This is a genomic window from Streptomyces violaceus (genome assembly GCF_036014075.1).
Taxonomy (GTDB): Bacteria; Actinomycetota; Actinomycetes; order Streptomycetales; family Streptomycetaceae; genus Streptomyces; species Streptomyces violaceus.
In genome coordinates this window covers 833,723-856,238 of sequence record NZ_CP107911.1, presented here as the reverse complement: position 1 = coordinate 856,238, position 22,516 = coordinate 833,723, and the positions used below count along the sequence as shown (strand labels likewise).

At 70.8% G+C, this 22,516-nt stretch carries 20 protein-coding genes and 1 pseudogene; 8 read left to right on the top strand and 13 right to left on the bottom strand.

Annotated features, from left to right (window positions below; translation table 11 throughout):
• Positions 1-34: 34 nt before the first annotated feature.
• A complete protein-coding gene (locus tag OG542_RS03970; protein ID WP_328408225.1) occupies positions 35-754 on the top strand; it encodes an SDR family oxidoreductase in 720 nt (239 codons plus the stop codon).
• 31 nt (positions 755-785) lie between these two features.
• Here the strand turns inward: OG542_RS03970 and OG542_RS03965 are convergent.
• A pseudogene (locus OG542_RS03965) lies at positions 786-1,608 on the bottom strand (lipase family protein).
• Between the two features lie 234 nt (positions 1,609-1,842).
• Positions 1,843-3,303: an aldehyde dehydrogenase family protein gene (locus OG542_RS03960; protein ID WP_328408223.1), complete on the bottom strand. Its 1,461-nt coding sequence runs from the start codon at positions 3,301-3,303 to the stop codon at positions 1,843-1,845.
• Positions 3,304-3,474: 171 nt separating this feature from the next.
• On the opposite strand from OG542_RS03960, the gene OG542_RS03955 reads away from it, so the two are divergent.
• The gene (locus tag OG542_RS03955; protein ID WP_328408221.1) at positions 3,475-5,895 is read left to right on the top strand and encodes a SpoIIE family protein phosphatase; all 2,421 of its coding nucleotides are present in this window, start codon (positions 3,475-3,477) and stop codon (positions 5,893-5,895) included.
• On the opposite strand, the gene OG542_RS03950 is transcribed toward OG542_RS03955, so the two are convergent.
• Positions 5,861-6,493, bottom strand: coding sequence for a hypothetical protein (locus OG542_RS03950; protein ID WP_328408219.1), 633 nt, complete (start codon positions 6,491-6,493; stop codon positions 5,861-5,863). The two genes, OG542_RS03955 and OG542_RS03950, sit on opposite strands and share 35 nt — an antisense overlap.
• A 190-nt stretch (positions 6,494-6,683) precedes the next feature.
• Between OG542_RS03950 and OG542_RS03945 the strand changes: the two genes are divergently transcribed.
• The gene (locus tag OG542_RS03945; protein ID WP_328408217.1) at positions 6,684-8,108 is read left to right on the top strand and encodes a DUF1996 domain-containing protein; all 1,425 of its coding nucleotides are present in this window, start codon (positions 6,684-6,686) and stop codon (positions 8,106-8,108) included.
• A gap of 45 nt (positions 8,109-8,153) precedes the next feature.
• Here OG542_RS03945 and OG542_RS03940 read toward each other — a convergent pair whose 3' ends face one another.
• The gene (locus OG542_RS03940) at positions 8,154-9,008 is read right to left on the bottom strand and encodes a LysR family transcriptional regulator (protein WP_328408215.1); all 855 of its coding nucleotides are present in this window, start codon (positions 9,006-9,008) and stop codon (positions 8,154-8,156) included.
• 68 nt (positions 9,009-9,076) lie between these two features.
• On the opposite strand from OG542_RS03940, the gene OG542_RS03935 reads away from it, so the two are divergent.
• A complete protein-coding gene (locus OG542_RS03935) occupies positions 9,077-9,997 on the top strand; it encodes an EamA family transporter (RefSeq protein WP_328408212.1) in 921 nt (306 codons plus the stop codon).
• Positions 9,998-10,020: 23 nt separating this feature from the next.
• Here OG542_RS03935 and OG542_RS03930 read toward each other — a convergent pair whose 3' ends face one another.
• The 9 genes from OG542_RS03930 to OG542_RS03890 form a co-directional block, all read right to left on the bottom strand.
• Positions 10,021-10,758 (bottom strand): HAD family hydrolase, encoded by a 738-nt coding sequence (locus OG542_RS03930; protein ID WP_328408210.1) that lies wholly within the window; start codon positions 10,756-10,758, stop codon positions 10,021-10,023.
• On the bottom strand, positions 10,755-11,561 hold the full coding sequence (locus OG542_RS03925) for a DeoR/GlpR family DNA-binding transcription regulator (RefSeq protein WP_328408208.1): 807 nt from the start codon (positions 11,559-11,561) through the stop codon (positions 10,755-10,757). Before OG542_RS03925 ends, OG542_RS03930 begins: the two co-directional genes overlap by 4 nt.
• Positions 11,562-11,635: 74 nt before the next feature.
• A complete protein-coding gene (locus tag OG542_RS03920) occupies positions 11,636-12,670 on the bottom strand; it encodes a zinc-dependent alcohol dehydrogenase (RefSeq protein WP_328408206.1) in 1,035 nt (344 codons plus the stop codon).
• A gap of 41 nt (positions 12,671-12,711) precedes the next feature.
• Positions 12,712-13,524 carry a carbohydrate ABC transporter permease gene (locus OG542_RS03915; protein WP_261680062.1) on the bottom strand — a complete coding sequence of 271 codons (813 nt, stop codon included), beginning with the start codon at positions 13,522-13,524 and terminating at the stop codon, positions 12,712-12,714.
• On the bottom strand, positions 13,521-14,480 hold the full coding sequence (locus tag OG542_RS03910) for a carbohydrate ABC transporter permease (RefSeq protein ID WP_328408204.1): 960 nt from the start codon (positions 14,478-14,480) through the stop codon (positions 13,521-13,523). The genes OG542_RS03915 and OG542_RS03910 overlap by 4 nt, the downstream gene beginning before the upstream one ends.
• Positions 14,481-14,590: 110 nt before the next feature.
• The gene (locus OG542_RS03905) at positions 14,591-15,943 is read right to left on the bottom strand and encodes an ABC transporter substrate-binding protein (RefSeq protein WP_328408202.1); all 1,353 of its coding nucleotides are present in this window, start codon (positions 15,941-15,943) and stop codon (positions 14,591-14,593) included.
• 151 nt (positions 15,944-16,094) lie between these two features.
• Positions 16,095-16,832: a restriction endonuclease gene (locus OG542_RS03900; protein WP_328408200.1), complete on the bottom strand. Its 738-nt coding sequence runs from the start codon at positions 16,830-16,832 to the stop codon at positions 16,095-16,097.
• A gap of 154 nt (positions 16,833-16,986) precedes the next feature.
• Entirely contained in the window at positions 16,987-17,163 is a 177-nt protein-coding gene (locus OG542_RS03895; RefSeq protein ID WP_328408198.1) for a hypothetical protein, read from the bottom strand.
• Between the two features lie 224 nt (positions 17,164-17,387).
• On the bottom strand, positions 17,388-17,837 hold the full coding sequence (locus OG542_RS03890; RefSeq protein ID WP_193481484.1) for a spore-associated protein: 450 nt from the start codon (positions 17,835-17,837) through the stop codon (positions 17,388-17,390).
• Positions 17,838-18,210: 373 nt separating this feature from the next.
• Between OG542_RS03890 and OG542_RS03885 the strand changes: the two genes are divergently transcribed.
• The 4 genes from OG542_RS03885 (at position 18,211) to OG542_RS03870 (ending at position 22,452) form a co-directional block, all read left to right on the top strand.
• Complete coding sequence (locus OG542_RS03885) at positions 18,211-19,197, top strand: SCO2400 family protein (protein ID WP_328408196.1); 987 nt, start codon at positions 18,211-18,213, stop codon at positions 19,195-19,197.
• Positions 19,198-19,262: 65 nt separating this feature from the next.
• Positions 19,263-20,000 carry a class I SAM-dependent methyltransferase gene (locus OG542_RS03880; RefSeq protein WP_328408194.1) on the top strand — a complete coding sequence of 246 codons (738 nt, stop codon included), beginning with the start codon at positions 19,263-19,265 and terminating at the stop codon, positions 19,998-20,000.
• A gap of 89 nt (positions 20,001-20,089) precedes the next feature.
• Entirely contained in the window at positions 20,090-20,893 is an 804-nt protein-coding gene (locus OG542_RS03875) for a serine/threonine protein kinase (protein ID WP_328408192.1), read from the top strand.
• Positions 20,890-22,452, top strand: coding sequence for a serine/threonine-protein kinase (locus tag OG542_RS03870; RefSeq protein WP_328408190.1), 1,563 nt, complete (start codon positions 20,890-20,892; stop codon positions 22,450-22,452). The genes OG542_RS03875 and OG542_RS03870 overlap by 4 nt, the downstream gene beginning before the upstream one ends.
• Positions 22,453-22,516 lie beyond the last annotated feature (64 nt).

Genomic DNA, 22,516 nt, shown 5'->3' with positions numbered 1-22,516 from the left:
TCCACAGCACGGGAGCAGGACAGGAGAGGAAGTCATGCCGGCGCGGACAACGACCCGTTCGGTCTTCGTCACCGGGGGAAACAGGGGGATCGGGCTGGCCATAGCCCGCCGCTTCGCTGCGGCGGGAGACCGGGTGGCGGTGACACACAGAGGTGAGGAGCCGCCCGCGTCCGAGGGCTTCCTCGCCGTACGGTGCGATGTGACGGACAGCGATCAGGTGGACCGGGCCTTCACGGAGGCCGAGTCGGCCCACGGTCCGGTCACCGTCCTGGTCGCGGGCGCGGGCGCCGCCAACGACCGCCTGCTGGTGCGGATGAGCGAGGCCGACTTCACCTCCGTCATCGACACCAACCTCACGGGTGCCTTCCGGGTCGCCCGGCGAGCCGTGCGCGGGATGCTCCGCGAAGGCCACGGCCGTATCGTGCTGGTCTCCTCCACGTCGGCGCTGCACGGCGCCCCCGGGCAGACCAACTACGCGGCGGCGAAGGCGGGGCTGGTCGGATTCGCGCGGTCCCTGACCCACGAACTCGGACCCAGGGACATCACCTGCAACGTGGTGGCGCCGGGCCTCACCGAGTCGGACATGAGCCGCGCGCTCAGCGACCGGCAGCGCCAGGGTCTGCTGCGCCGGACCCCGGCCGGACGCCTCGCCCGCCCCGAGGAGGTCGCCGACGCGGTGGCGTTCCTGGCCGGTGCCGGGTATGTGCGCGGCGCCGTCGTCCCGGTCGACGGCGGCGCCGGGCTGGGGCACTGAGGGCGGGACCGGCGTCCGATGTCCCCGCCGTTCAGGCCGGGTTGCGTTCGAGAGCCCTGACGTAGTTGTTCATGAAGTGGTCGCGCACGCCGTCGCTCGCCGGGGCGAAGGCGTCGGTGGTCAAGCCGCCCGACACGGTCGACGAACCCGGTGACCAAGGGCAGTGTGGTGTGCACCTTGCCGTGGGAGTCGATGTACCGCAGGGCCTCGACGTGGGTGAAGGCCGGCTCCGGGGGCATCTGCGGGACGATGTCGTTGTTGTTGACGAACCGGTAGAGCCGGTCCTTGAAGCCCTTGTTGCAGGCCTTGGCGAGCAGCCGGTCGCAGGTACGGGGCTGGCCGAAGGTGTAGACGCCGTCGGCCCGCAGCCGCGGCTCCTCCAGGTACATCCGGCAGCCGGCCAGCATGGCGAGTGCCCCGCCCAGGCTGTGGCCGGTGAACCAGACCGACTGCTCCTGGTCGCGCAGATCGGCGAGCCCGTCCCGGACCGGGGGGAAGATCGACTCCAGGGCCTCGCCGAAGCCGTGGTGGATGTATCCGGTGCCCGCCGGGCCCGGTACGGGCGGCGTGACGGCGTCCGTGAGCCAGTCGCGGATCTGCACCGGTTCCGTGCCGCGGAAACCGATGATGATCATCCTGTCACTGGCCATCGTGTACGCCTGGGTGTCCTCCAGCGGAAACGGCGGCGTGAACCGCGTCTCGTGATGGAGAACCCGGTCGAACCCCCACTTCCGCGCCTGCTGCTCGATGGTGGACCGGTCCTTGTAGGCCAGGTCGGACGCCTTGGCCATCCAGTAGGCGTGCGAAAGGCTGTATCCGGTGACGGAGTGATCGATGCTCTGGGGTACAGACACCAGCGGGTCCTTTCCCGGGTGCGGCGCACGGCGGCCGAAGGAGCCGCGGAAACGGCACCCAGAGGTGGGGGAGGAAACAGCCCCGTCCTATCGCGGGTGAGTGGCCGCACCCGCGGCAGCGCGCCCCGGTGCCGCCCGGACGGACCACGGCCGGAACACTGAATAACCGGAGCCGATGCCCGCCGTCCCGGCGACGGACCCCGCCCTCGCCCCGGGCAGGCGGCCGAACAGCAGTCACACCGGTCCCGGTGCCGTCATCCAGCGCCACTGGGTGAACTCTTCCAGGCTGGCTGTACCGCCGATGCGGGAGCCGTTGCCGGAGATGCCCAGGCCTCCGAAGGGGGCGTTCGCGGCGTCCTTGGCGGAGACGTCGTTGATGTGGACCATGCCGGTGCGCAGCTGCCCGGCAACAGCGGTCGCCCTCGGTACGGAGCCGGAGTGCACGGCAGCCGTCAGACCGTACGCGGTGTCGTTGGCGAGCTCGACGGCCTCCGCATCGCTGTGAAAGGGCAGGACGGGGGCGACGGGACCGAAGATCTCCTCGGTGAACACGGGCATGGCCCGGTCGATGTGGTCCAGGACGGTGGGTGGGTAGAAGAGGCCTTCACGTCGCCCGCCCGTACGCACCCGCGCCCCGCCTGCCACGCTCTCGTCGACGATGCGCTCGATCCGGTCGGCCTGCCGCGCGCTGATGACCGGGCCGACGGTGACGCCCTCCACGCGGGGGTCGCCGACACGCATGCTCCGCGCGTGCCCGACCAGCGCGTCGGTGTACGCCTCGACCACGTCGGCATGGACCAGATGGCGGCCGGCCGCGACGCAGGCCTGTCCCTGGTAGCCGAACGTGCTCACGGCTCCGGCCAGGGCGGCCGCCGCCACGTCCGCGTCCTCGAGCACGACGAGCGAGTTCTTGCCGCCGAGCTCCAGGGAGACCCGCTTCAGTCCCTCACCCGCCACCCGGGCCACGGCACGTCCGGCCTCGATGGAGCCGGTGAACGAGACCATGGCGACATGAGGATCCGCCGCGACCGCCCGCCCGGTCTCCGCACCGCCCGGCAGCACGTGCAGCACCCCGTCGGGCAGCCCGGCGTCCTCGAAGAGCCGCGCGACGAGGACACCCCCGGACACCGGAGTGAGCGGGTCGGGCTTGAGCAGCACGGCGTTGCCCAGTGCGAGGGCGGGCGCCAGCGCTCGCATCGCGAACAGGAGCGGCGCGTTCCAGGGGTTGATGACACCGACGACGCCGAGCGGCACCCGCCACGCCAGACTCGTTCCACCGGGGGCCTGGGGGTTCAGAACCTCACCCCGAGGCTGGGACGCGAGTCCGACGGCGTGCGTCAGCTGGGCGAGGGCGGCGATGATCTCGTAGTCACCCTTGGCGGGGACGCCGGCCGACTCGCGGACGATCCAGTCGCGGAACGTATCCCGGTGCTCACGCAGGACGGAGGACGCGCGCAGCAGGATCTCGGCGCGGTCGGAGGGAACTGCCGCGGCCCAGTCCCCGGCCGCCCGTGCGGCTCGTGCACCGGCTTGGGCGACATCCGCGGGGGAGGCGACGCCGACTTCGGCCAGCACCTGCCCCGAGGCCGGTTCGATCACCTGGCGGGTGCCGCCCTCGGACTCGCGCCAGCCCGCGCTGAAGATCTTCCCGGCCCACTCGGCCCGGTCCGGCCACCTCTCGCCGTTGCCAGCCATGGGTGCCGCCCTCCGTCCGGGTCGGTGTCGCCGTCCTGCCACGAGGACCCGTTTACGCTCATATGTCACTCTTGTTGTCTAGTGTCGTAATAAAAGGAGGTTCGGCGCACCTTGGGTTCAGGGCGCTCCCGGGCGGACGGCCCCAGGGCGGGAGTGAGGCGAGATGACGTCATGATCGGATCCGCGTCCGCCCGGGACGACGGCCCGAGCGGGTGGTCGCAGGAACGTGTCGACGAGGCGGCCACGGCCAGGGTCGTCGTCGATGGTCACGGTGTCGTGACCGGCTGGAACGAAGGGGCCCGGCGGCTGCTCGGTCACCGGGCCCCCGAGGTGATCGGCTGGAACGCGGCCGCGCTTCTCGCGGACCCCGCTCCGACGGAGGTGCTGAACTCGCTGACCGGCCTGCCGAGGTGGAGCGGGACGGCCAAGCTGCTGCACCGGGACGGCCACCGCCTCACCGTCGGGCTGCTGGCCCATCGCCGCGAGAGCGGCGGGGACGACTGGCTGCTGGTGTCACCGGTGACCCGGCCGTCCCCGACCCCCGAGGACGACACGTTCGTGCGGCGCAGTTTCGCCCAGGCTCCCTCCGCGATGGCCCTGTACGACATCGGGCTGCGGTTGCGCTGGGCGAACGCGGACATGGAACGGGTGATGGGCCTGTCCGAGGCGGAGATGCGTGGCCTGCGGGTGACGGAGATCGTCCTCGACCCGGAGAGCGAACGAACCGAGGAGGGCATGCGCGCCGCGCTGGAGACCGGGCGTCTCCAGGAGCTCGGCGCCGCACTGCACCTCGCCGGCCATGAGCGGGAGAGCGTCTGGTCGGTGTCCCTCGTCCCGGTGCGGGACTCCGACGGGCGACTCGAAGGTGTCCTGCTGTCGGCACACGACGTGACCGAGCAGCACCTTGCACGGCAGCGGCTCGTCCTGGTCAACGACGCCAGCCTGCGGATCGGCAGCACCCTGGACCTGCCCCGTACCGCTCAGGAACTCGCCGACGTGGCCGTCCCACGGTTCGCGGACTTCGTCACGGTCGATCTCCTGCCGGCGATCGAGGGAGGTGAGGATCCGCCGCAGGGCTCCCCGCACGATCCGGTGATGCTGCGCCGGGTCGCCTCTCAGTCGGTTCTGGAGGGCAGCCCCGAAGCCGTGGTGCCGCACGGCACGGTGGCGGCCTACCCAGAGGGTTCCACCGCGGCGGAGTGCCTGGCCGCGGGCCGGCCGTTCATCGAGCACCTCACGCCCGCCGCCCTGGAGGACCTGGACCGGACCGCACCCGAGCGGGCCGAACGCATGCGGAGGTTCGGGTTCCACTCGGTGCTGGCGGTACCCATGCGTGCGCGTGGCCTCACCCTGGGCGTGGCCACGTTCTCCCGCCACCGCCGGCCCAAGCGCTTCGAGCAGGACGACCTGCTGCTGGGCCAGGAGATCACCGCCCGCGCAGCCGTGTGCATCGACAACGCCCGGCGCTACACCCGCGAGCGCGACACCTCCCTCGCGTTGCAGAGCAGCCTGCTGCCGCAACGACTTCCCGAGCAGGCGGCCCTGGACGTCGCCTCCCGCTATCTGCCCGCCAGCACCCGGGCGGGTGTCGGCGGCGACTGGTTCGACGTCATTCCGCTGTCCGGCGCCCGGGTCGCCCTGGTCGTCGGCGACGTCGTGGGCCACGGCATCCAGGCCTCGGCGACCATGGGGCGGCTGCGCACCGCCGTACGCACGCTGGCCGATGTCGACCTTCCCCCCGACGAGCTGCTGACCCACCTGGACGACCTGGTCAGCCACTTGGCCGGCGGGGCCGACACCATGGCCCTGCTCGACGGCGACATCGGCGCCACCTGTCTGTACGCCGTCTACGATCCGGTCTCGCGCCACTGCACTGTCGCCCGCGCGGGCCACCCCGAGCCCGTCCTCGTGGCACCCGACGGCACCGTCGAGCGGCTCGATGTTCCGGCAGGCCTCCCCCTCGGCCTGGGCGGCATGCCCTTCGAGTCGATCGACCTGGAGCTGGCCGAAGGCAGCCTGCTCGTCCTCTACACGGACGGGCTCGTCGACGGCCGCGGCCGGGACACCGACGAAGGGACCGCCGCTCTGCGCGACGTGCTGCGACGACCGGCCCCGGACCTGGAGGCCACCTGCGACGCCCTGTTGCGCACCATGCTCGTGGACCGCCCCACCGACGATGTGGCGCTCCTCGTAGCCCGCACCCGTGCCCTCGACGCCTCGCACGTGGCGACCTGGCCGGTGCCGTCGGACCCCGCCGCGGTCGCCGAGGCGCGCAAAGCCGCCTGCCGGCAACTGTCCGAGTGGGGCGTGGACGATGCCGTGTTCGTCACCGAGCTGGTCGTCAGCGAACTGATCACCAACGCCATCCGGTACGGGCGACCTCCCATCGAGCTCAGACTGATCTACGACCGCACCCTCATCTGCGAAGTGTCCGACGGCAGCACGACCGCGCCCCACCTGCGCCGGGCCCGTACCTTCGACGAAGGCGGACGTGGGCTGCTTCTCGTCGCTCAGCTCACCCAGGGCTGGGGTACCCGTCAGACCGTCAACGGCAAGATCATTTGGGCGGAGCAGTCGCTTGCCGCCGACTGACCCTGTGGTCGTCGCGGGTACTCGTCGCCCAGCTGAGGAGAGCGAAACCCATGGCGAATCCCAGCATGGTGAAGACGCCGCGGGGCCAGAAGACATGGCTGTCGATGAAGGACCAGCCCGCCACGAGAAGGACAGCTGTGCCGGGGAGGACTCGGATGCCGTGGCGGGGGTACAGGGCGACCGCTGAGGCCACCACGGCGGCGAGGAGGGCGGAGGCGCCGATGTTCCCCAGTGTCTCTCCCATGTCGTACAACGGTTGCTTCAGCGGTCCCAGCCGCGCCGAATCCGGGGCGTTCCCGACCGCCGTTCCGGCCGCGATGCCGGCGACCGCGTCGAGCCCTGTGTAGAAGGCCGCGTAGACGAAGGCGGCTGCCCAGGCCAGAACCGTGGCGAAGCCCGCGAGGTCGGCGCGTGGCCGGTGCCAAAGAGGGACCAGGAGGCCGAGGGTGAGCAGTGGGAAGACCGGCAGCAGCGCGATGTGCAGCTCGGTCCAGTCGGTGGAGGTCGACCTGGACAGGCCGTGCGGGTGCGCGAGGCCGGCCGAAGCCAGGACCAGTGGCGCGGCGACGACGATGGCGGTGGTGCGGATGCTCGGCATGCGGCGAGCGTAGGCGCGTGAAGTCGCCGGCATCCGCCGTGTCATGGGTTCGTAAGATCAGCCATCGACTGGTGCGGCGAGTTCTTACGAGAACCTGACGTGGAGAGCCAATTCCTCCGGTGCGGCAGCCCCATGGACAACTCTGCTTCCCGAACGAAGGTTTCGACGGAGCAGAGCTCGGAGGAGAACCATGGGGCGCAACACGCGCAAACGGTCGAAGTCCCGGGGCGGCAAGGTCATTGCGGCCGCCGCTGCTCTCATACTCGGGGGCGGCGGGCTGGTGGTCGTGAATGTGTATGCCTCCGCCCATGAGACATCGGGCGGAAACACCGTCAAACGGTCGTCTCCAGGCGGGACCGGCCAAGCCTCGGCCTCGGACGCCTCGACCATCGGCTGCCCCGATGTAGGCAGTCGGCTGCGGCAGGTGCCGGGCCAGGCCAGGGCGGAGGTCGACAAGCAACTCGCTCTGCTGGACAGCCAGATCTCCGAGGCCTATCAGAGGCTGCGGAGTTCGACCCGGGCCATACAGCAGGACAGCGCCTTCGCCGAGAACGCGATCATGGGCCCCCTGAAGGACAAGCGGGTCGCGACGATCGACCGGATCGCCCTGGCCATCGGCAGGGCGGGCGACAGGCCGCGGGGCCTCGAGTCGCTGGCAGCCTGCACGCTGCGCGCCGCCGGCAACCAGAGCGACGCCGGCAACGGGCCTGTCGCTGCGGACTTCGTCGACATCACCACGGTCCGCCCGAATGTGACAGCACCCCGAGAGTCGCGGAAGGCCTCCCGGGGGACCTTCACCACCCAGTGCGGTGTGAACGAGAACAAGCTGTACAACAGCGACAACGTCATCGTCGCGCCCGGTGTGGACAACGGTGCTCACCACACGCATGACTACGTCGGCAACCAGGCGAACGACGCGTTCGCCGACAACGACGACTTCGCGGGCGGCGAGACGACCTGCCGGAACCAGGACGACAAGTCCTCCTACTACTGGCCGGTTCTCCGGCTGCAGGACGGAACCGAGGAATTCGACGCCGAGCAGCAGGGCGGCGGAGCCGAGGGCAATACCGGCAAGATCCTCACCGCGTCCGAGGTGACCCTGGACTATGTGGGCAACGCGAGCGGCAAGGTCGTGGCCATGCCCAAGTTCCTGCGGATCATCACCGGTGATGCCAAGGCGTTCACCAACGGCACCGCGAACGCCAACGCGGCATGGAGCTGCACCGGCTTCGAGGACCGGCAGGTGACGGACAAGTACCCGGTCTGTCCCGAGGGCAGCGACCTGGTCCGGACGTCCAAGTTCCAGAGCTGCTGGGACGGCCGGAACACCGACAGCGCCAACCACCGCGCCCACGTCGCGTTCGCCGATCCGAAAACGGGCGCCTGCCCGCGTGGCTTCAAGGCCATTCCGCAGCTCGTACAGCGTCTGGTCTACGACGTGGACGCACCCAGCCTGAACGACGACGGACGGTCGAGCCCGTTCTACGCGGTGGACGGCTTCCCGGAGCAGATGCACCAACCGATCACGGACCACGGTGACTTCGTCAACGTCTTCGACGAGCGGCTGATGAACCGGATGGTCAAGTGCATCAACACCGGCCGCCGGTGCCAGTGATGCCGGACGCCCACGATCGAACGCCGGCGTGACGTACAACCGGGGTCATCCCGTGCCGTACAGCGTCGTGAGCAGTTCGAGCGCGGCCTGGGCGGCGGGATGCGGTTCGTCCCGCCACCAGGCGAGGCGCACCGCGATCGGCTCGGCGTCGCGCACCGGCCGGTAGACGATGCCGGGACGCGGGTACTGGTGTGCGGTCGACTCGGCCGTCATCCCCACACACCGGCCCAGCGAGATCGCGGTCAGCCAGTCGTCGACGTCGTGGGTGGCCCGGGTGGCCGGACGGGAGTCCGGTGGCCACAGTTGGGTCGTGGTGGTGCCGGTCCGCCGGTCGATCAGCAGCGTGCGTCCGCCGATGTCGGCGAGTCTCACGGAGCGGCGCCGGGCCAGGGGATCGTCGGACGCCATCGCGCACAAGCGCCGTTCCAGGCCCACGATCGCGGAGTCGAAGCGGCGGTCGTCCAGTGGTCTGCGGACCACGGCCAGGTCGCAGGCGCCCTCCGCGAGGCCGGCGGTGGCGGAGTTGACGCGGACGAGCCGCAGCTCCGTCTCCGGGCGCGTCTCGGCCCAGCGGCGCTGAAAGGCCAGCGTGTGGCGGCCCACGGCCGACCAGGCGTAACCGACCCGCAGGCAGGCATGGCCCGAGGTGGCCTCCTGGACCAGATCGTCCACCTCGCCGAGCACACGCCGGGCATGCGCCAGCACGCGCAGTCCCGTTCCGGTCGGGCTCACCTCACGGGAGGTACGCCGCAACAGCCTTACTCCGAGGGCGCGTTCGAGGGAGGCCAGGGTGCGGGACACGGCGGCCTGGGAGACTCCGAGCGCGATGGCGGCGTCGGTGAAGCTGCCCTCGTCGACGATCGCGACGAGGCAGCGCAACTGCCGCAGTTCCACATCCATGACTCAAGCGTATAGATGGAGTACCGGATGCATTTTGCGCATGCCCCGTGCGATCTCAGGATCGGGTCATGCACGCAGCCTCCGCACCGACGCCGGCACCCGCGCAGGGAACCGTCGCGGCGTCCTCCGCCCCTGATCTCGGCGCCCCGGACCCCGGCGGAAAACGCCTGGCCGGTGTGGTCACCATGTTCGGCAGCGGTCTGTCCAATCAGACCGGCGCCGCGATCGGTTCCCTGGCCTTCCCCGTCCTCGGACCGGTCGGTGTCGTCGCCGTACGCCAGTACGTGGCCGCGATCGTCCTGATGGCCGTCGGCCGCCCCCGTCTGCGTACCTTCACCAAGCGGCAGTGGTGGCCGGTGCTGCTGCTGGCCCTGGTGTTCGGGACGATGAACCTGTCCCTGTACAGCGCCATCGACCGCATCGGTCTCGGCCTCGCGGTGACCCTGGAGTTTCTCGGGCCTCTGAGCATCGCCCTCGCCGCCTCACGCCGCCGTGTGGACGCGTGCTGCGCGCTGATCGCCGCGGCGGGCGTCGTCACCCTGATGCGCCCGCAGCCCTCCACCGACTACCTGGGCATGGGCCTCGGGCTGCTGGCCGCCGTCTGCTGGGCGTCGTACATCCTGCTCAACCGCACCGTCGGCCGACGCGTCCCCGGAGTGCAGGGATCGGCCGCCGCGGCCGGAGTCTCCGCCCTGATGTTCCTGCCGGTCGGCATGGTCCTCGTCGTCGAGCATCCGCCGACCGCGGGGTCCGTTGCCTACGCCCTCGCAGCCGGCGTCCTGTCCTCGGCCGTCCCCTATCTGGCGGACCTGCTCACCCTGCGCCGCGTCCCGGCCCAGACCTTCGGGCTCTTCATGAGTGTCAACCCCGTGCTGGCCGCCGTGGTCGGCTGGATCGTCCTCGGCCAGGACCTGGGCTGGACCGAGTCGGCCGCCGTCGCGGCCATCGTGGCCGCCAACTCACTCAGCATCCTCACGTCACGCACCTGAGGAGCTCCCACGGGGGTGGTGGGTCAGGCCACGAGGCGGAGGACTTCGGCCAGGCCCCGGTCGCCGGTGCGTTGTTCGGCCGGGAGGATGTAGGCACGCAGACCGCAGGCGGTGGCGGCGCCGTCGCGTACCGGGTTGTCGCCCACCATGAGGGTGGCGCGGGGGTCGGCGCCGAGGTCGGCACAGGCTTTGAGGAACAGCTGCGGATCGGGCTTCTCACGGCCTTGCTCGTAGGAGATGACACAGCCGTCGATCAGGTCCTCCAGCCCGGCGTGGGCGAGGTGGACCCTCAGGTCCCAGGCGAAGTCGCTGACGATGCCGATGCGCAGTCCGCGGGCGCGCAGCGCACGGAGTGTGGGCCGGGTGTCGGAGTAGGGCAGCCAGGCGTCGGGGGCGGTGAGTTCCCGGTAGGCCGTTTCCTCGACGCCCCGCAGGAAGTCCACGTGCTCCCACCAGCCCCGCATGGCGCGGCGGTGCTGCTGCGAGGAGAGGTCGCGGCCCTCCTGGAGGGCCGCGACGCCGGGCAGTCGGAAGGCGTCCCGCAACTGCCGCGCGATCTCGGGCACGGCGCCGTCCTCGTCCAGCACGGCCGCACGGCCGCAAGCCACGCCGACCCGGTGCAGCCACGTCTCCAGGTCGATCATCCGGAAGATCGTGTTGCTGAAATCGAAGAGGACGGCTTCGACCGCCGGGACGGGTGCGGCCATCTGCGCGGGGGTGGGGCGGTAGGCGCTGGGGGTTTCGAACAGGGCGTGTATCACTGCGGGTGGTCTCCGGGGTCGGCTGTCTCGACCGGCACACCGAGGCTTCTCAAGGCCGCGATCTCCGTCTCAGGGGTGGCCGTGTCGGTGATGACGGCCTCGTAGTCGGCCACCGTGCCGTACGCGTGGGTGGCGGTCTTGCCGAACTTCGAGTGGTCCACGAGGAGCACGGCCCGCTCGGCGGATTCGAGCATGGCCAGCTTGACCTCGACGTACTCGCTCAAGGGGTGGAAGAGCCGGCCCGAGAGGACGGCGGTGGCGGACATCAGGGCGAGGTCGGCGCGGATGCGGGAGAGGGTGCGGGTGACCTCCGGGCCGGTGCAGGAGTTGAAGTCGCCGTGATACCGCCCGCCGAGCAGGGCGACCTCCACACCGGGAGCGGACCCGAGCCGCTGGGCCAGGCCCACCGAGTTGGTGACGACGGTGATCCGGTCGAGTTCCGCGAGGGCGGGGGCGAGGGGGAAGAGGGTGGTGGAGTCGTCCATGACGACCGTGCTGCCGGGCTTGATGCGGCTGATCGCGGCGCGGCAGACGGCGGCTTTCGCCGAGAGCGCGGTGCTTTCGCGGAAGCGGGTCGCGGTTTCCATGGTGACCGCCGGGTAGGCCACGGCCCGGCCGCGTTCCTTGCGGAGCAGGGATCGCTGAGCGAGGTCGTCGAGGTCGCGGTGCATCGTCATCAGACTGACGCCGAAGTGATCGGCGAGCTCGTCTGTGCGGGTCTCGCCGTGTTCCACGACATGGCGCAGGATGGCCTGACGCCGCTCCTCCACCGCGGCCTGCGACGACCGAGTCCTGGCGGCCACTAGGGGCTCTCCCTCTCCTTGTCCGTTTCGACCTCGAAGTCTCGCACACGGGTGGGGCGAAGCCAGGGCGGCCACTAGGGCGCTTCCACGGTGACCAGCACCTTGACGTGTTCCGGGGCGAGGGAGGCGGCGAAGGCCTTGGCCGCCTCTTCCAGGGGGAACGTGGCGGTGACGATCTCGTCGGTGTCGACGGCCCCCGAGCCGATCAGGGCGAGGGCGGTGCGGTAGTCCTCGGCGGTGTACATCAGCGTGCCCTCGACGCTGATCTCGCGGTCCTGGATCAGGTCGAGGCGTACGGGGGTGGTTCCGGCCGCGCCGACACCGACGACGATGATCCGGCCGCCCTTGGTGACCACATCGGTGGCCTGGGCCATGGACTGTTCGCGGGCCACGCAGTCGAAGACCACGTCGACCGGTCCGCCGAGCGTCTGCCTGGCCTGCTCGGTGAGGTCGGCCGCGTCGGCGGGCAGGGCGGCGTCGGCGCCGAGGCGCAGGGCCCGGTCCCGTTTGCCCGGCAGCAGGTCCGTGACGGCGATCGCGGCGGCGCCCGCGTGCCGGGCGGCGGCGAGCACGAGCAGCCCGATGGGTCCGGCGCCGAGGACGACGACCGCACGTCCGGTGAGGTCACCGGCCTTGGCCACGGCGTGCACCGGAGTGGCCAGCGGTTCGACGAGAGCGGCCTCGAGGTCGGTCATGCCGGCGGGAACGCGGTGGACGCGGTCGGCTGGGATGGTGAACAGATCCGTCATGGCGCCCGGCGTCTGGCAGCCGAAGACCTTCAGCTCCTGGCAGATGTTGTACCGGCCGGTACGGCACTGGGGGCACTGCCCGCAGAAGAGGTTCGGCTCGACGACCACCCGGTCGCCCGGGGCGAATCCGTCGACGCCCGGGCCCGTGGCCGCGACGACGCCGACCGCCTCGTGTCCTGGGTGGTAGGGCAGGGACATGAACGGGTGGCGGCCCTGGGCGGCGTGGGTGTCGGAGCCGCAGACGCCCACCACGGCGGTGCGGACGAGGAGTTCGCCCTCGTCGGCGGTGGGCGCGGGGACGTGCTCGACGGTGATGTCGTCGATCGACCGGACGAGGACGCGGCGGATCTGCTGGGACATGGCTCGTGCTCCGTTTCGGGTGCGGTCGGGCGGCGCCGTTGTCACTTCACGGCTCCCAGGGAGAGGCCGCGGACCAGCTTGTCCTGGGCGGCGAACCCGGCGATGAGGACCGGCAGCGACACCAGCGTGGCCGCCGCGCACAGCCGGGCGAGGAACAGGCCCTCGTTGGTGATGAAGCCGACCAGGAACACCGGCGCGGTCGAGGCCTGCGTCGCGGTGAGGTTGACGGCGAACATGAACTCGTTCCAGCTGAAGATGAAGCAGATCAGCGAGGTGGCGGCGAGTCCGGGCATGGCGACCGGCGCGACGACCCGCACCAGCACGGTGAGCAGACCGGCCCCGTCGACCTCGGCCGCCTCCAGGATCTCCTTGGGGACCTCGGCGAGGAACGAGCGCATCATCCATACCGCGATCGGCAGGTTCATGGCGGTGTAGAGGACGATCAAGGTCCAGACGTTGTCCAGCATCCCGACGTCCTTGACGATCAGGTAGACCGGCAGCAGGGCCGCGATCGCCGGGAGGAACTTCGTGGACAGGAAGAAGAACATCACGTCGGTCCACTTCTCGACCGGCTTGATGGACAGCGCATAGGCCGTCGGCACCGCCAGGGCGAGCACCAGCAGCGTCGAAATGACGCTGGCCATGGCCGAGTTGAGGAGGAAGGGGGTGATGTCCCGGCTGAACAGCGTTTCGTACTGCGCGAAGGTGAACGGGGCGAAAGGGCTCGGCGGGTTGGTCGCCGCGTCGGCCTCCTGGTGGAAGGAGGTGAGCACCATCCACGCCACCGGCGCGAAGAACGCGAGCGTGGCCAGCCAGGCGACGAAGGTCCACAGGGGCGACAGCCGTGCGGTCATCGGGACACCTCCTCGCGGAACAGCGACGCGATGGTGCGCAGCGCGAAGGTCGCGATCACGATCGAGCCGAGCACGACGACGACACCGGCGGCGGCCGCCTCGCCGTACTCGTACTTGCGGAACATGGTCAGGTAGATCTCGTAGGGCAGGTTGGTCGTCTGCTTGCCAGGGCCGCCCTGGGTGATGGTGTAGACCGCGTCGAAGGTCTGCACGACGTAGATCGTGCCGAGCAGGATGCCCAGTTCGAGGTACTGGCGCAGGTGCGGAAGGGTGATGTGGCGGAAGGTCTGAAGGGCAGACGCCCCGTCGACGCGGGCCGCCTCCAGTACGTCGCCGGGCTGTGCCTGCAGACCGGCCAGCAGGATGAGCATCATGAACGGGGTCCACTGCCAGACCAGCGAGATCACGACGGCGGGCATGGGGTAGGTGGACACCCAGTCGACCGTGGGGCCGTGGTCGGCGCCGAAGAACCGGTAGACGGCGTTGAGGGTGCCATTGAGCAGTCCGTAGTCGGGGTTGTAGATGGCGTGCTTCCACAGCAGCGACGCCGCGACCGGCATGACGAGGAACGGGGCGATGAGCAGGGTGCGTGCCAGCCCGCGGCCGGGGAACCCGCGGTCGAGCAGCATGGCCAGGCCGAGGCCGAGGAGCACGCTGATGAGCACCACCGAGGCGGTGAGGACGACGGTGTTCAGCACGGCCGCGCGCAGCCGCTCGTCGGTGAACACGAACGCGTAGTTGGACAGGCCGGTGAAGTGCCGGTCGCCCGGTCTGAGGATGTTCCACTGGAAGGTGGAGATCACCAGCGTGGCCACGAAGGGCAGCTGCGTGACGACGATGGTGAAGATCAGCGCCGGCAGCAGCGGGATGCGCCGCCGCCACTTGCCGATACCGGAGGGCGTCCGTGGGCCGACGGGCGGCGACGCCGTCTTGGGGGGAGCGGTGAGTGTGGTCATGGGCCTTCCTCCGCCGGAGGGGGTACGTCCCAGGCCCTCAAGGCACTGGGGGAGAGCGGACAGAGCAGCCAGTGCCCGGCCGACCAGGGGGCCGGCCGAGCGCTGAGGGGCTACTTCCGGTAGTTCTCGGCGACTTCCTCGGCCTGCTTCTGGCCGTCGTCGAGCGCCTTGTCCACGCTGGTCTTTCCGGCGATGGCGGCGGAGATCTCCTGGGTGACCTTGGTTCCCAGATCCTGGAACTCGGGGACGGCCACGTACTGGATGCCCACGGTCGGCCTGGGCTGGACGCCCGGGTCGGACGGGTCGGCTCCCTCGATGGACTTCAGGGTGATGTCGCCGAACGAACCGGCTGCCTTCCGGTACTGCGGGATCTCATAGGTACTGGCCCGCTTGCCGGCCGGCACCCGCGACCAGCCGAGCTTCTCGCCGACGAGCTTCTCGTACTTCTTGCTCGAGGCCCACAGCATGAACCGCGAGGCGGCGTCGGCCTTCTTGGTGGTCTTGGGCATGGCCCACGCCCAACTCCACAGCCAGCCGCTGCGCTTGGTCTCGACGGTAGGGGCGTAGGCGTAGCCGACGTGGCCGGCGATCTTGCTGGAGCTGGGGTCCTCCAGCGACCCGGCCGCGCTGGTCGCGTCGTACCACATCGCGACCTTCTTCTGGCTCATGGCGTTGAGGCACTCGGTGAACCCGGCCTGCGCGGCTCCCGCCTCACCGTGCTTCCTGACCAGGTCGACGTAGAAGTTGGTCGCCTTCTTGAACGCCGGGCTGTCGACCTGGGCCTTCCAGTCCTTGGTGAACCAGGTGCCGCCGAAGGTGTTGACCACGGACGTCAGCGGCGCGCCGAGTTCGCCCCAGCCGGCCAGACCTCGCAGGCAGATGCCGCGCATGCCGGGCTCGGCGCCGTCGACCTCGGCCGCGATGCCGGCGATCTGCTGCCAGGTCGGGTGTGCGGGCACCGTGATGCCCTTCGCCTTCATGACGTCCTTGTTGTACATGAGGAAGGACGACTCGCCGTAGAACGGCAGGGCGTAGAGCTTGCCGTCGGAACCCGAGAGCGACTGCACCATCGGCTTGAGCAGGTCGGCCTTGTCGAAGCTCGGGTCCTTGTCGGCGTAGGACCCGAGTTCGTGCAGCCAGCCGTTCTTCTCCCAGATGGGTACCTCGTAGGCGCCGATGGTGGCGACGTCGTACTGGCCGGCCTGGGTGGCGATGTCCTGGGTGACCTTGTCGCGCAGCTCGTTCTCGGGCAGGACCGTGAAGTTCACCTTGATGCCGGTGTCCTTCGTGAAGGTGTCCTTGGTCAGCTTCGCGATGTCCTCCATCTGCGGATTGCCGACCATCAGCACGCTGATGCTCTTGCCGCCGCTGTCGCTGCCGCTGCCCCCGGCCCCGGCACACCCGGTGGCCATCAGGGCGACGGCGGCGGCGCCCGCGATCACGGTGGATCTGGTCGTTGGCATGGCTGAGGTCCTCTCGTCGAGGGAGTGGTGGGTGGTGACCCTTGGCCGGGTCTGCCGTCCTCGGGGGAGGCCGACGCCGATTGCCGGTGGAGAGCATTGTTAGCAGATGTTGTCGGCTTAGTTAACACATCTTGCGAGATATTTTTTGGATCTATGCCTCGCCTGCCAGGGCGGCGGACTCCCATGGGCGGGGCCCGGTGCCGTCCGTCCATGCCTGGAGGGACTCCCGGTCCACGCAGACGATCCCGCCCTGGCCGGCGTACTCCAGCGCCGGTGTGGTGAAGTCGCTTGTGGTGACCAGGACGGCGATGTCGGCCTCGTGAACGGTGAAGCATGTGCCGCCGAAGCGCTGAAGATCCTGCGAGCCGACGGAGTGGGCGTCGCCGAAGTGCTTGCACTGGATGACGACCCGGTGCCCGTCGGGGGTCACGGCCACGACGTCGGCGCCCAGGTCGCCGGCGCCTCCCGCGACGTCGACGGCGGAGCAGCCGTCGCGTTCGCAGAGGGCGGCGATCGCCTCCTCGAACTCCTCGGGCGTCAGGGCGTCGTAGCCGGCGGTGGCCTCAGCGGCCGGGTGCTGACGGGGAATCGCGGGAGGATCCAGCTCGTCGGCCGCCTCCCTCGCCGCCTCGTCGAGCGCTGCCGCGGCCCGGCGTGCCGCCCTCGCCACGTGCACCCGGCGCTGCAGGCCCAAGCAGCCCGCGACACCTACGACGACCAGGACGAACACCCAGGCGGGACGCCGCTCGGCAGCGTCGGCCACCATGCGGGCCGTGAGGCCCAGGACGGTGACGACCCCGGCGAGAAGGACGAAGAACAGGGCGGTCGAGCGAAGGTCGAACCCGGGCCGACGGTTCGCAGGCGGTGTACGACGCGCAGGTGCGGTCACGGCATGCCTCCTGATGGGGCCGGTGGGAAGATCATTTCCACCGTGTGCCCAGGATCAGGTCCCGCCACCCGCGGGAGCGCCACGGGTGCCGGGTCCAGCCGGCCGTTGTGCGGAGAGGTGGGGAAGTCGTGGACCCGGAAGGGGTCGTGAGGTGTCAGCGCATCGGCTTCGGCGATCGGTCCTTGCCGAAGCGGAGATAAGCGCGGGGCAGCCGCCCCCAGGTCTCCGCCCTGCCGACGGCCCGGCCCGCGTAGGCCGTGGTCGACTCGTCGGTCCGCATGCTGCCGAGCCGCTGAGGGGACGCGTCGTCCGGGTGGCCCGCGCACGTCATCTCCGGAGCGCCTTGAGGTCCCCGGCGTCACCCGTGCGGGGATCGAGCCGCATCACACCGAGCTGTCCGGGTCTCCGATGATCTGGTCGAACGGGGTGAGCGCGTTGGCGTTCTCCGGTGCCGCGGTGCAGGCGCCTGGTTCAAGGGGTCGCGTGAAGAACCGGGCCACCACGGTCCCCCGCGAACGCGCGCGGCAGGGGGCGTGGTGACCCGGCTGGAGGGGGTCAGCGGGTGAAGGTGGTCCGATGCTCCTTCAGGGAGCCGCAGTTGGAGCCGACCACCTGGACGTACACGTTGGCGATACTGCCGCCCCAGTCGACGCAGTGGCCCTTGCCGCGGACGTAGGTCGGTCCGGCGTACGACTTGAAGAGCCCGGCGTCCGAGTCGCCTTCCTCGGTGTCGGGGACCCAGACATACGCGGACATGTCCACGGCGGTCCCCGGGTTGTTGCGGATGGTCGTGACGCAGTTGTGTCCGTTGGACGCGTTGTACGTGAGGTAGATCGTGCCGAGCGAGCCGACGGCCGCCGAGTTCACGGTCTTGTAGCCGCTGCCACAGACCTTCTGCGGGGTGGTGTTGGGCGCGGCGGAGGCGGGCGACGCCAGGGCGGTCATGGTCCCTGCCGACAGCGCGGCGACGGCGGACGCGGCCAGGACGGAACGGATGAATCTCATATTTCCCCCTTGCAACTCTTCGAGGTGGTTGCTCCTGCATGGTGTGACCCGCAGGGGATCCAAAGGGTTGTGCGCCAACTCGCGGGAAATTCAGGCGAGATGTGGAGAGCGCGAGCGAGAATCCGGTCCGTGTGGCCGACCGGGCCGGAAGCTCCGGGGGCGGATGCCCGAGTGTGCCCAGCCTCTTCCGGCCTTACTCACGGGTTACTTATGACGCACGCGAAGTGCAGAGGATCTGCGCAGGGGTGTCACACAGGCTGCACACGGCCCTTTCAAAGTCTCGTTAGCGTTACGGCTCGATCCCATGCGCGAACGTGACCAGGCTGCGGCCGGCGCGCCGCCGACACAGCCAGCCAGATCGGGAAGACCACACATGGACTACTGCTCCTCGTGCCGCCGGCACCTCAACGGCGCCTTGGTCTGCCCGGGGTGCGGCGCCTACGCCCCGGACATCGACCCCGCTGCCGCCGACGGCCGTACCGGCCCTGCCGCGGGGGCGCACCCGGCCGCGCCCCTCGCGTGGCGTGAGGGCAACGTGTGGGACGACCGGACCGTGTGGGACGAGACCCGCGCAGGCACGCGGGAGCTCCACCTCGCGTACACCGGGCCGGCCGGCTTCCGCGAGACCCCGGTCACGGACCCGTCCGGTGACCACGAGCTCCCGGACACGGACCCCTCCGGCGGCCACGGGACCGCGGACACCGCCGCGGCCGACGACTACCAGGTCCCGCAGCAGGGACGGGCGGCGCGGCGTCGTCAGATGGCGCGTTGGAAGAAGAACCAGCGCCGGGCCGTGGTGGCGACCGCCGTCGCGCTGGTAGGAGGCGGTCTGACCGTCGCTGCCATGAAGGGCGACTCGAAGCCCGGCGTCCAGGCGGCCACGACGCCGGGGGACACCACCATGGGCGGCGCCGGGGGAGAGGCGCCGACGTACACCGAACCGACGTCGACCCAGCGCGACGCCCCGCGTTCCTCGCCCACGCCCAGCACCGGAGAGCAGACCGGCAAGGCCTCGCACCGCGAGCAGACCCGGCCCGCCGCTCCCCGCAGCACGCCGGCGGACACCCGGACGGACGCGGCCACCACACCCCGCGAGCTGCCGCTGACGACCCCGCGGCAGCGAACCACCGTCCCGAGCACCGTCGACACGATCACCGGTGGCGCCGGTACGTCCACGTCGAAGGACACCGAGCAGACGACACCACCCGCGTCCGACAGCGGTGCCAACTCGCAACAGCCCGCGGACTCCGCGACACCTCCGCCCGCGGCGAGCCCCACTCCCACCTCTCCGTCGGACTCCAATTCCAACTCGAACTCGAACTCGAAGGAACTCTGCCTGCTCGTCATCTGCCTGGGCTGATGACGAGAGGGCGGTCGCCGGAAACCGGTGGCCGCCCGCGGCCCGCTCCTCGTACCTTCGGGCGCATGGCTGACGAGTGTTTCCGGCATCCGCGGCTCGCCGCGGTCTACGACCCGCTCGACCCCGACCGCGGCGACCTCGACCCGTACCTGCGCATGACGGGGGAGTTCGGGGCGTGTCAGGTGCTCGACATCGGCTGCGGAACAGGCGTGTTCGCGCTGCGCCTGGCCGCACGCGGCCTCCGGGTCGTCGGCGTCGATCCCGCCGGGGCGTCCCTGGCCGTGGCCCGCGGCAAGCCGGGCGGTGATCGGGTGCGGTGGATCCACGGCGATGCGACGGCCCTCCCGCCGCTGGCCGCCGACCTCGCGACGATGACGGGCAACGCCGCGCAGGAGATCACCGGCCCCGAAGACTGGCACGCGTTCCTGCGAGGGGCCCGAGCGGCTCTGCGGCCGGGCGGTCGCCTGGTCTTCGAGACCCGGATCCCGGCTCGCCGCGCCTGGGAGGAGTGGAACCGCGAGGCCACGTATGCCGTGACGGACGTCCCCGGAACCGGTGCCGTCGAGTACTGGGTCGAACTGCTCGACGTGTCCGGCCCGTTGGTGACGTTCCGTCAGGTCTATCGGTTCGCCGCGGACGGACAGGTGTTGACCTCGGAGTCGACGCTGCGCTTCCGAGAGCGGCGGGAGATCGAGACGGAACTCGTCGCGCGGGGCTTCGTGGTGGACGACGTACGCGAGGCGCCCGACCGGCCGGGGAGGGAGTTCGTGTTCGTCGCGCGACGTCCGGAAACCGCCCACTGAGACGGCCTCGCCGGCTCCGCGCAACCGGAATCCGCCCGTACAATCCTCGCGACCAAATCGGGGGCCGTCAGCATCGGGGGAAATCCGTTGTGGAAACGATCATCGTGCAGTTGCCCGGTCCCGCACAGTGGAGTGCGGACGAGACGGGCAGTCCCGAACTGATCCACCTGGGGCCCGGGGACATCGCCGACTTCGGACGTGGACTGCCCGGCGGCACAGGGGTGCGCATCACCCTGACCGACCCCGGCATCTCCCGCCGCGCCGGGCAGCTCGAGGCGGCCGGGGACTACTGGCGGCTGTCCAACTTCAGCCGCAGCGTGTCGTACGTCGTGGAGAACCTGGAGGGAGCCGGTGAGTACCTCACCGTCGCTCCCGGGCGCCTCGGTGCGCCCGTGCCCTTCGAGTTCTCCCGGGTGGTGCTCCCGGCCCTGTCGGGCGATGCCGCCTTCAAGGTGTTCGCACCCCAGCACGCCTACCTCGGTGAGCGGTCAGCGCCGGGCGGTGGGGAACAGACCGTCCATCCCTTCGCCCTGGACCCCACGTCGAAGTACTTCCTCGTCCTGGTGGCTTTGTGCGAGCCCAGGCTGCGCGATCCCTCCGACTCGGCGCTGCCCGGCGTCGGACAGATCGTGGAGCGGCTGCGGCCACTGGAGGGCTGCCGGGACCTGACCCGTTCGGCGGTCAACTACCACATCGACTATCTCGCCTTCGCCAAACTGCGCCTGGAACTGGGCGAGGAGGCCGTTGCCGGAGCCGACGGCGGCCGCACCGGTGCCAAGCGCACCCGGCTCGCCTCGGTCGCCCTGCGCTTCGGCCTGGTGCGCGAAGAGCACCTCGGCCTGCTGCCGCCCCGCAGCGCCGGCCGCCTCGCCCCGCAGGAGGCCGGCGCATGACGACACCCGACGCCCGGGATCCCCAGGACGACGACCTCGAGGCGCCTCGCCCCCGCCTCCCCGAGGGCTTCCGGATCGAGGGCTGGGAACTGGGCGCGGTCATCGGCTCCGGCGGCTGGGGAACCGTGTACGAGGCCCGTACGGTCGCCGACGGCACGCCCGTGGCGGTGAAGGTGCTGCCGACCGGTGCCCTGGGCCCCGGCCAGCGCGCCGCGCTCGGTGAACTCGTGGCACGCGAGGTCCGCTTCAGCGCGGAGGCCGACCACCCCCACCTCGTCCGGACCCACGCCGTGTGCACGGTCGAGGCCCCGGAGCTGCCCGCCCTGGACGGTGCGATCGCACTGGTGATGGACCGGGCGGAGGCGAGCCTGAAGGACGTACTGGACGCCGCCGGGAGCGGCCGGCCGATCGACGGCGCCGAACGCGTCCTGCGCGGAGTCGCCGCCGGACTGGCCCATATGCACGACGCCGGCTGGGTGCACGGAGACCTCAAACCGGCCAACGTCCTGCTGGGCCCGGGCGGGCAGGTATGGCTGGCGGACTTCGGACTGGCCACCGAACTCGACGGCACCCACGCCCATCTGCCGCCGCTCGGCACCCTCGACCATCTGCCGCCCGAGTGGTGGTCCCAGCGCACCGGCACCCAGGGCGCCGTCGTCCGGCCCACCGCCGACATCTGGGCCTTCGGCGTCCTCGCCCACCAGGTGCTCACCGGCGGACTCCACCCCTTCCCGGGCGCGACGGCCCGGGCCCGCTCGCTCTCCGCCCAGACCTACGCCCGCGGCACCGCGCCCCTGCGGCTCGACGCCGGCCTCGCCGACGACATGCGCCGGCTGATCGCCGACTGCCTGGCACCGGACCACACCACCCGCCTCCCGCACACCGCGCGCGGCATCGCCGCCCGGATCGAGGACATCACCGGCGGTCCGCGCCGCCGCCGGCGACGCCTGGTGCCGGCCGTCGCGGCCGGTTTCGTCGTCCTCACCGCCGGAGCGGTCGCCGGGGTGGCACTGCTCGGCGGCGGCGTCGGGACGCGGGACGACGACCGTGACGGCGGCGCCTCCGCCACCGTCACCGACGCGCGCAGACCGGTGCCGGGCGAGATACCCGCGGACTCCGACGTACCCGAGGCGCTGCGCCCCGTCATCGCCCGCGCCGCCCACCGCTGCACCGACGAGGAGATCACGCCCGTCCTGCTCGCCGCGCTGATCAAGGCGGAGAGCGGCTTCGACGCCGACGCCGCCCGTCCGCAGAGCGAGGAGTACGGCATCGCCATGTGGACCCCGTCGGTGTTCCGCGCCTGGGCGGTGGACGGGGACGGCGACGGCGACAAGGACCACATGTCGCCACCGGACGCGATCGCCACGATGAGCCTGTACGTGTGCTGGCTCGACCAGCGCTTCAAACAGGCCGGGCTGCCGAAGAAGGACCTTCCCGCGCTGGTCGCGGCCGGCTACCGCACCAGCGACCGCACGGTCATCGAGGAGGGCGGCGTCCCGGCTCGGGTACGGCCGCACGTGGACAAGGTGCTGCGCTACCTCGCCGCTTACGAACAGTGACCCCCGGGCGTACGCGAGCGGTGGGCCGGACCCGTCAGGGCCCCGCCCACCGCTCGTCCCCCGT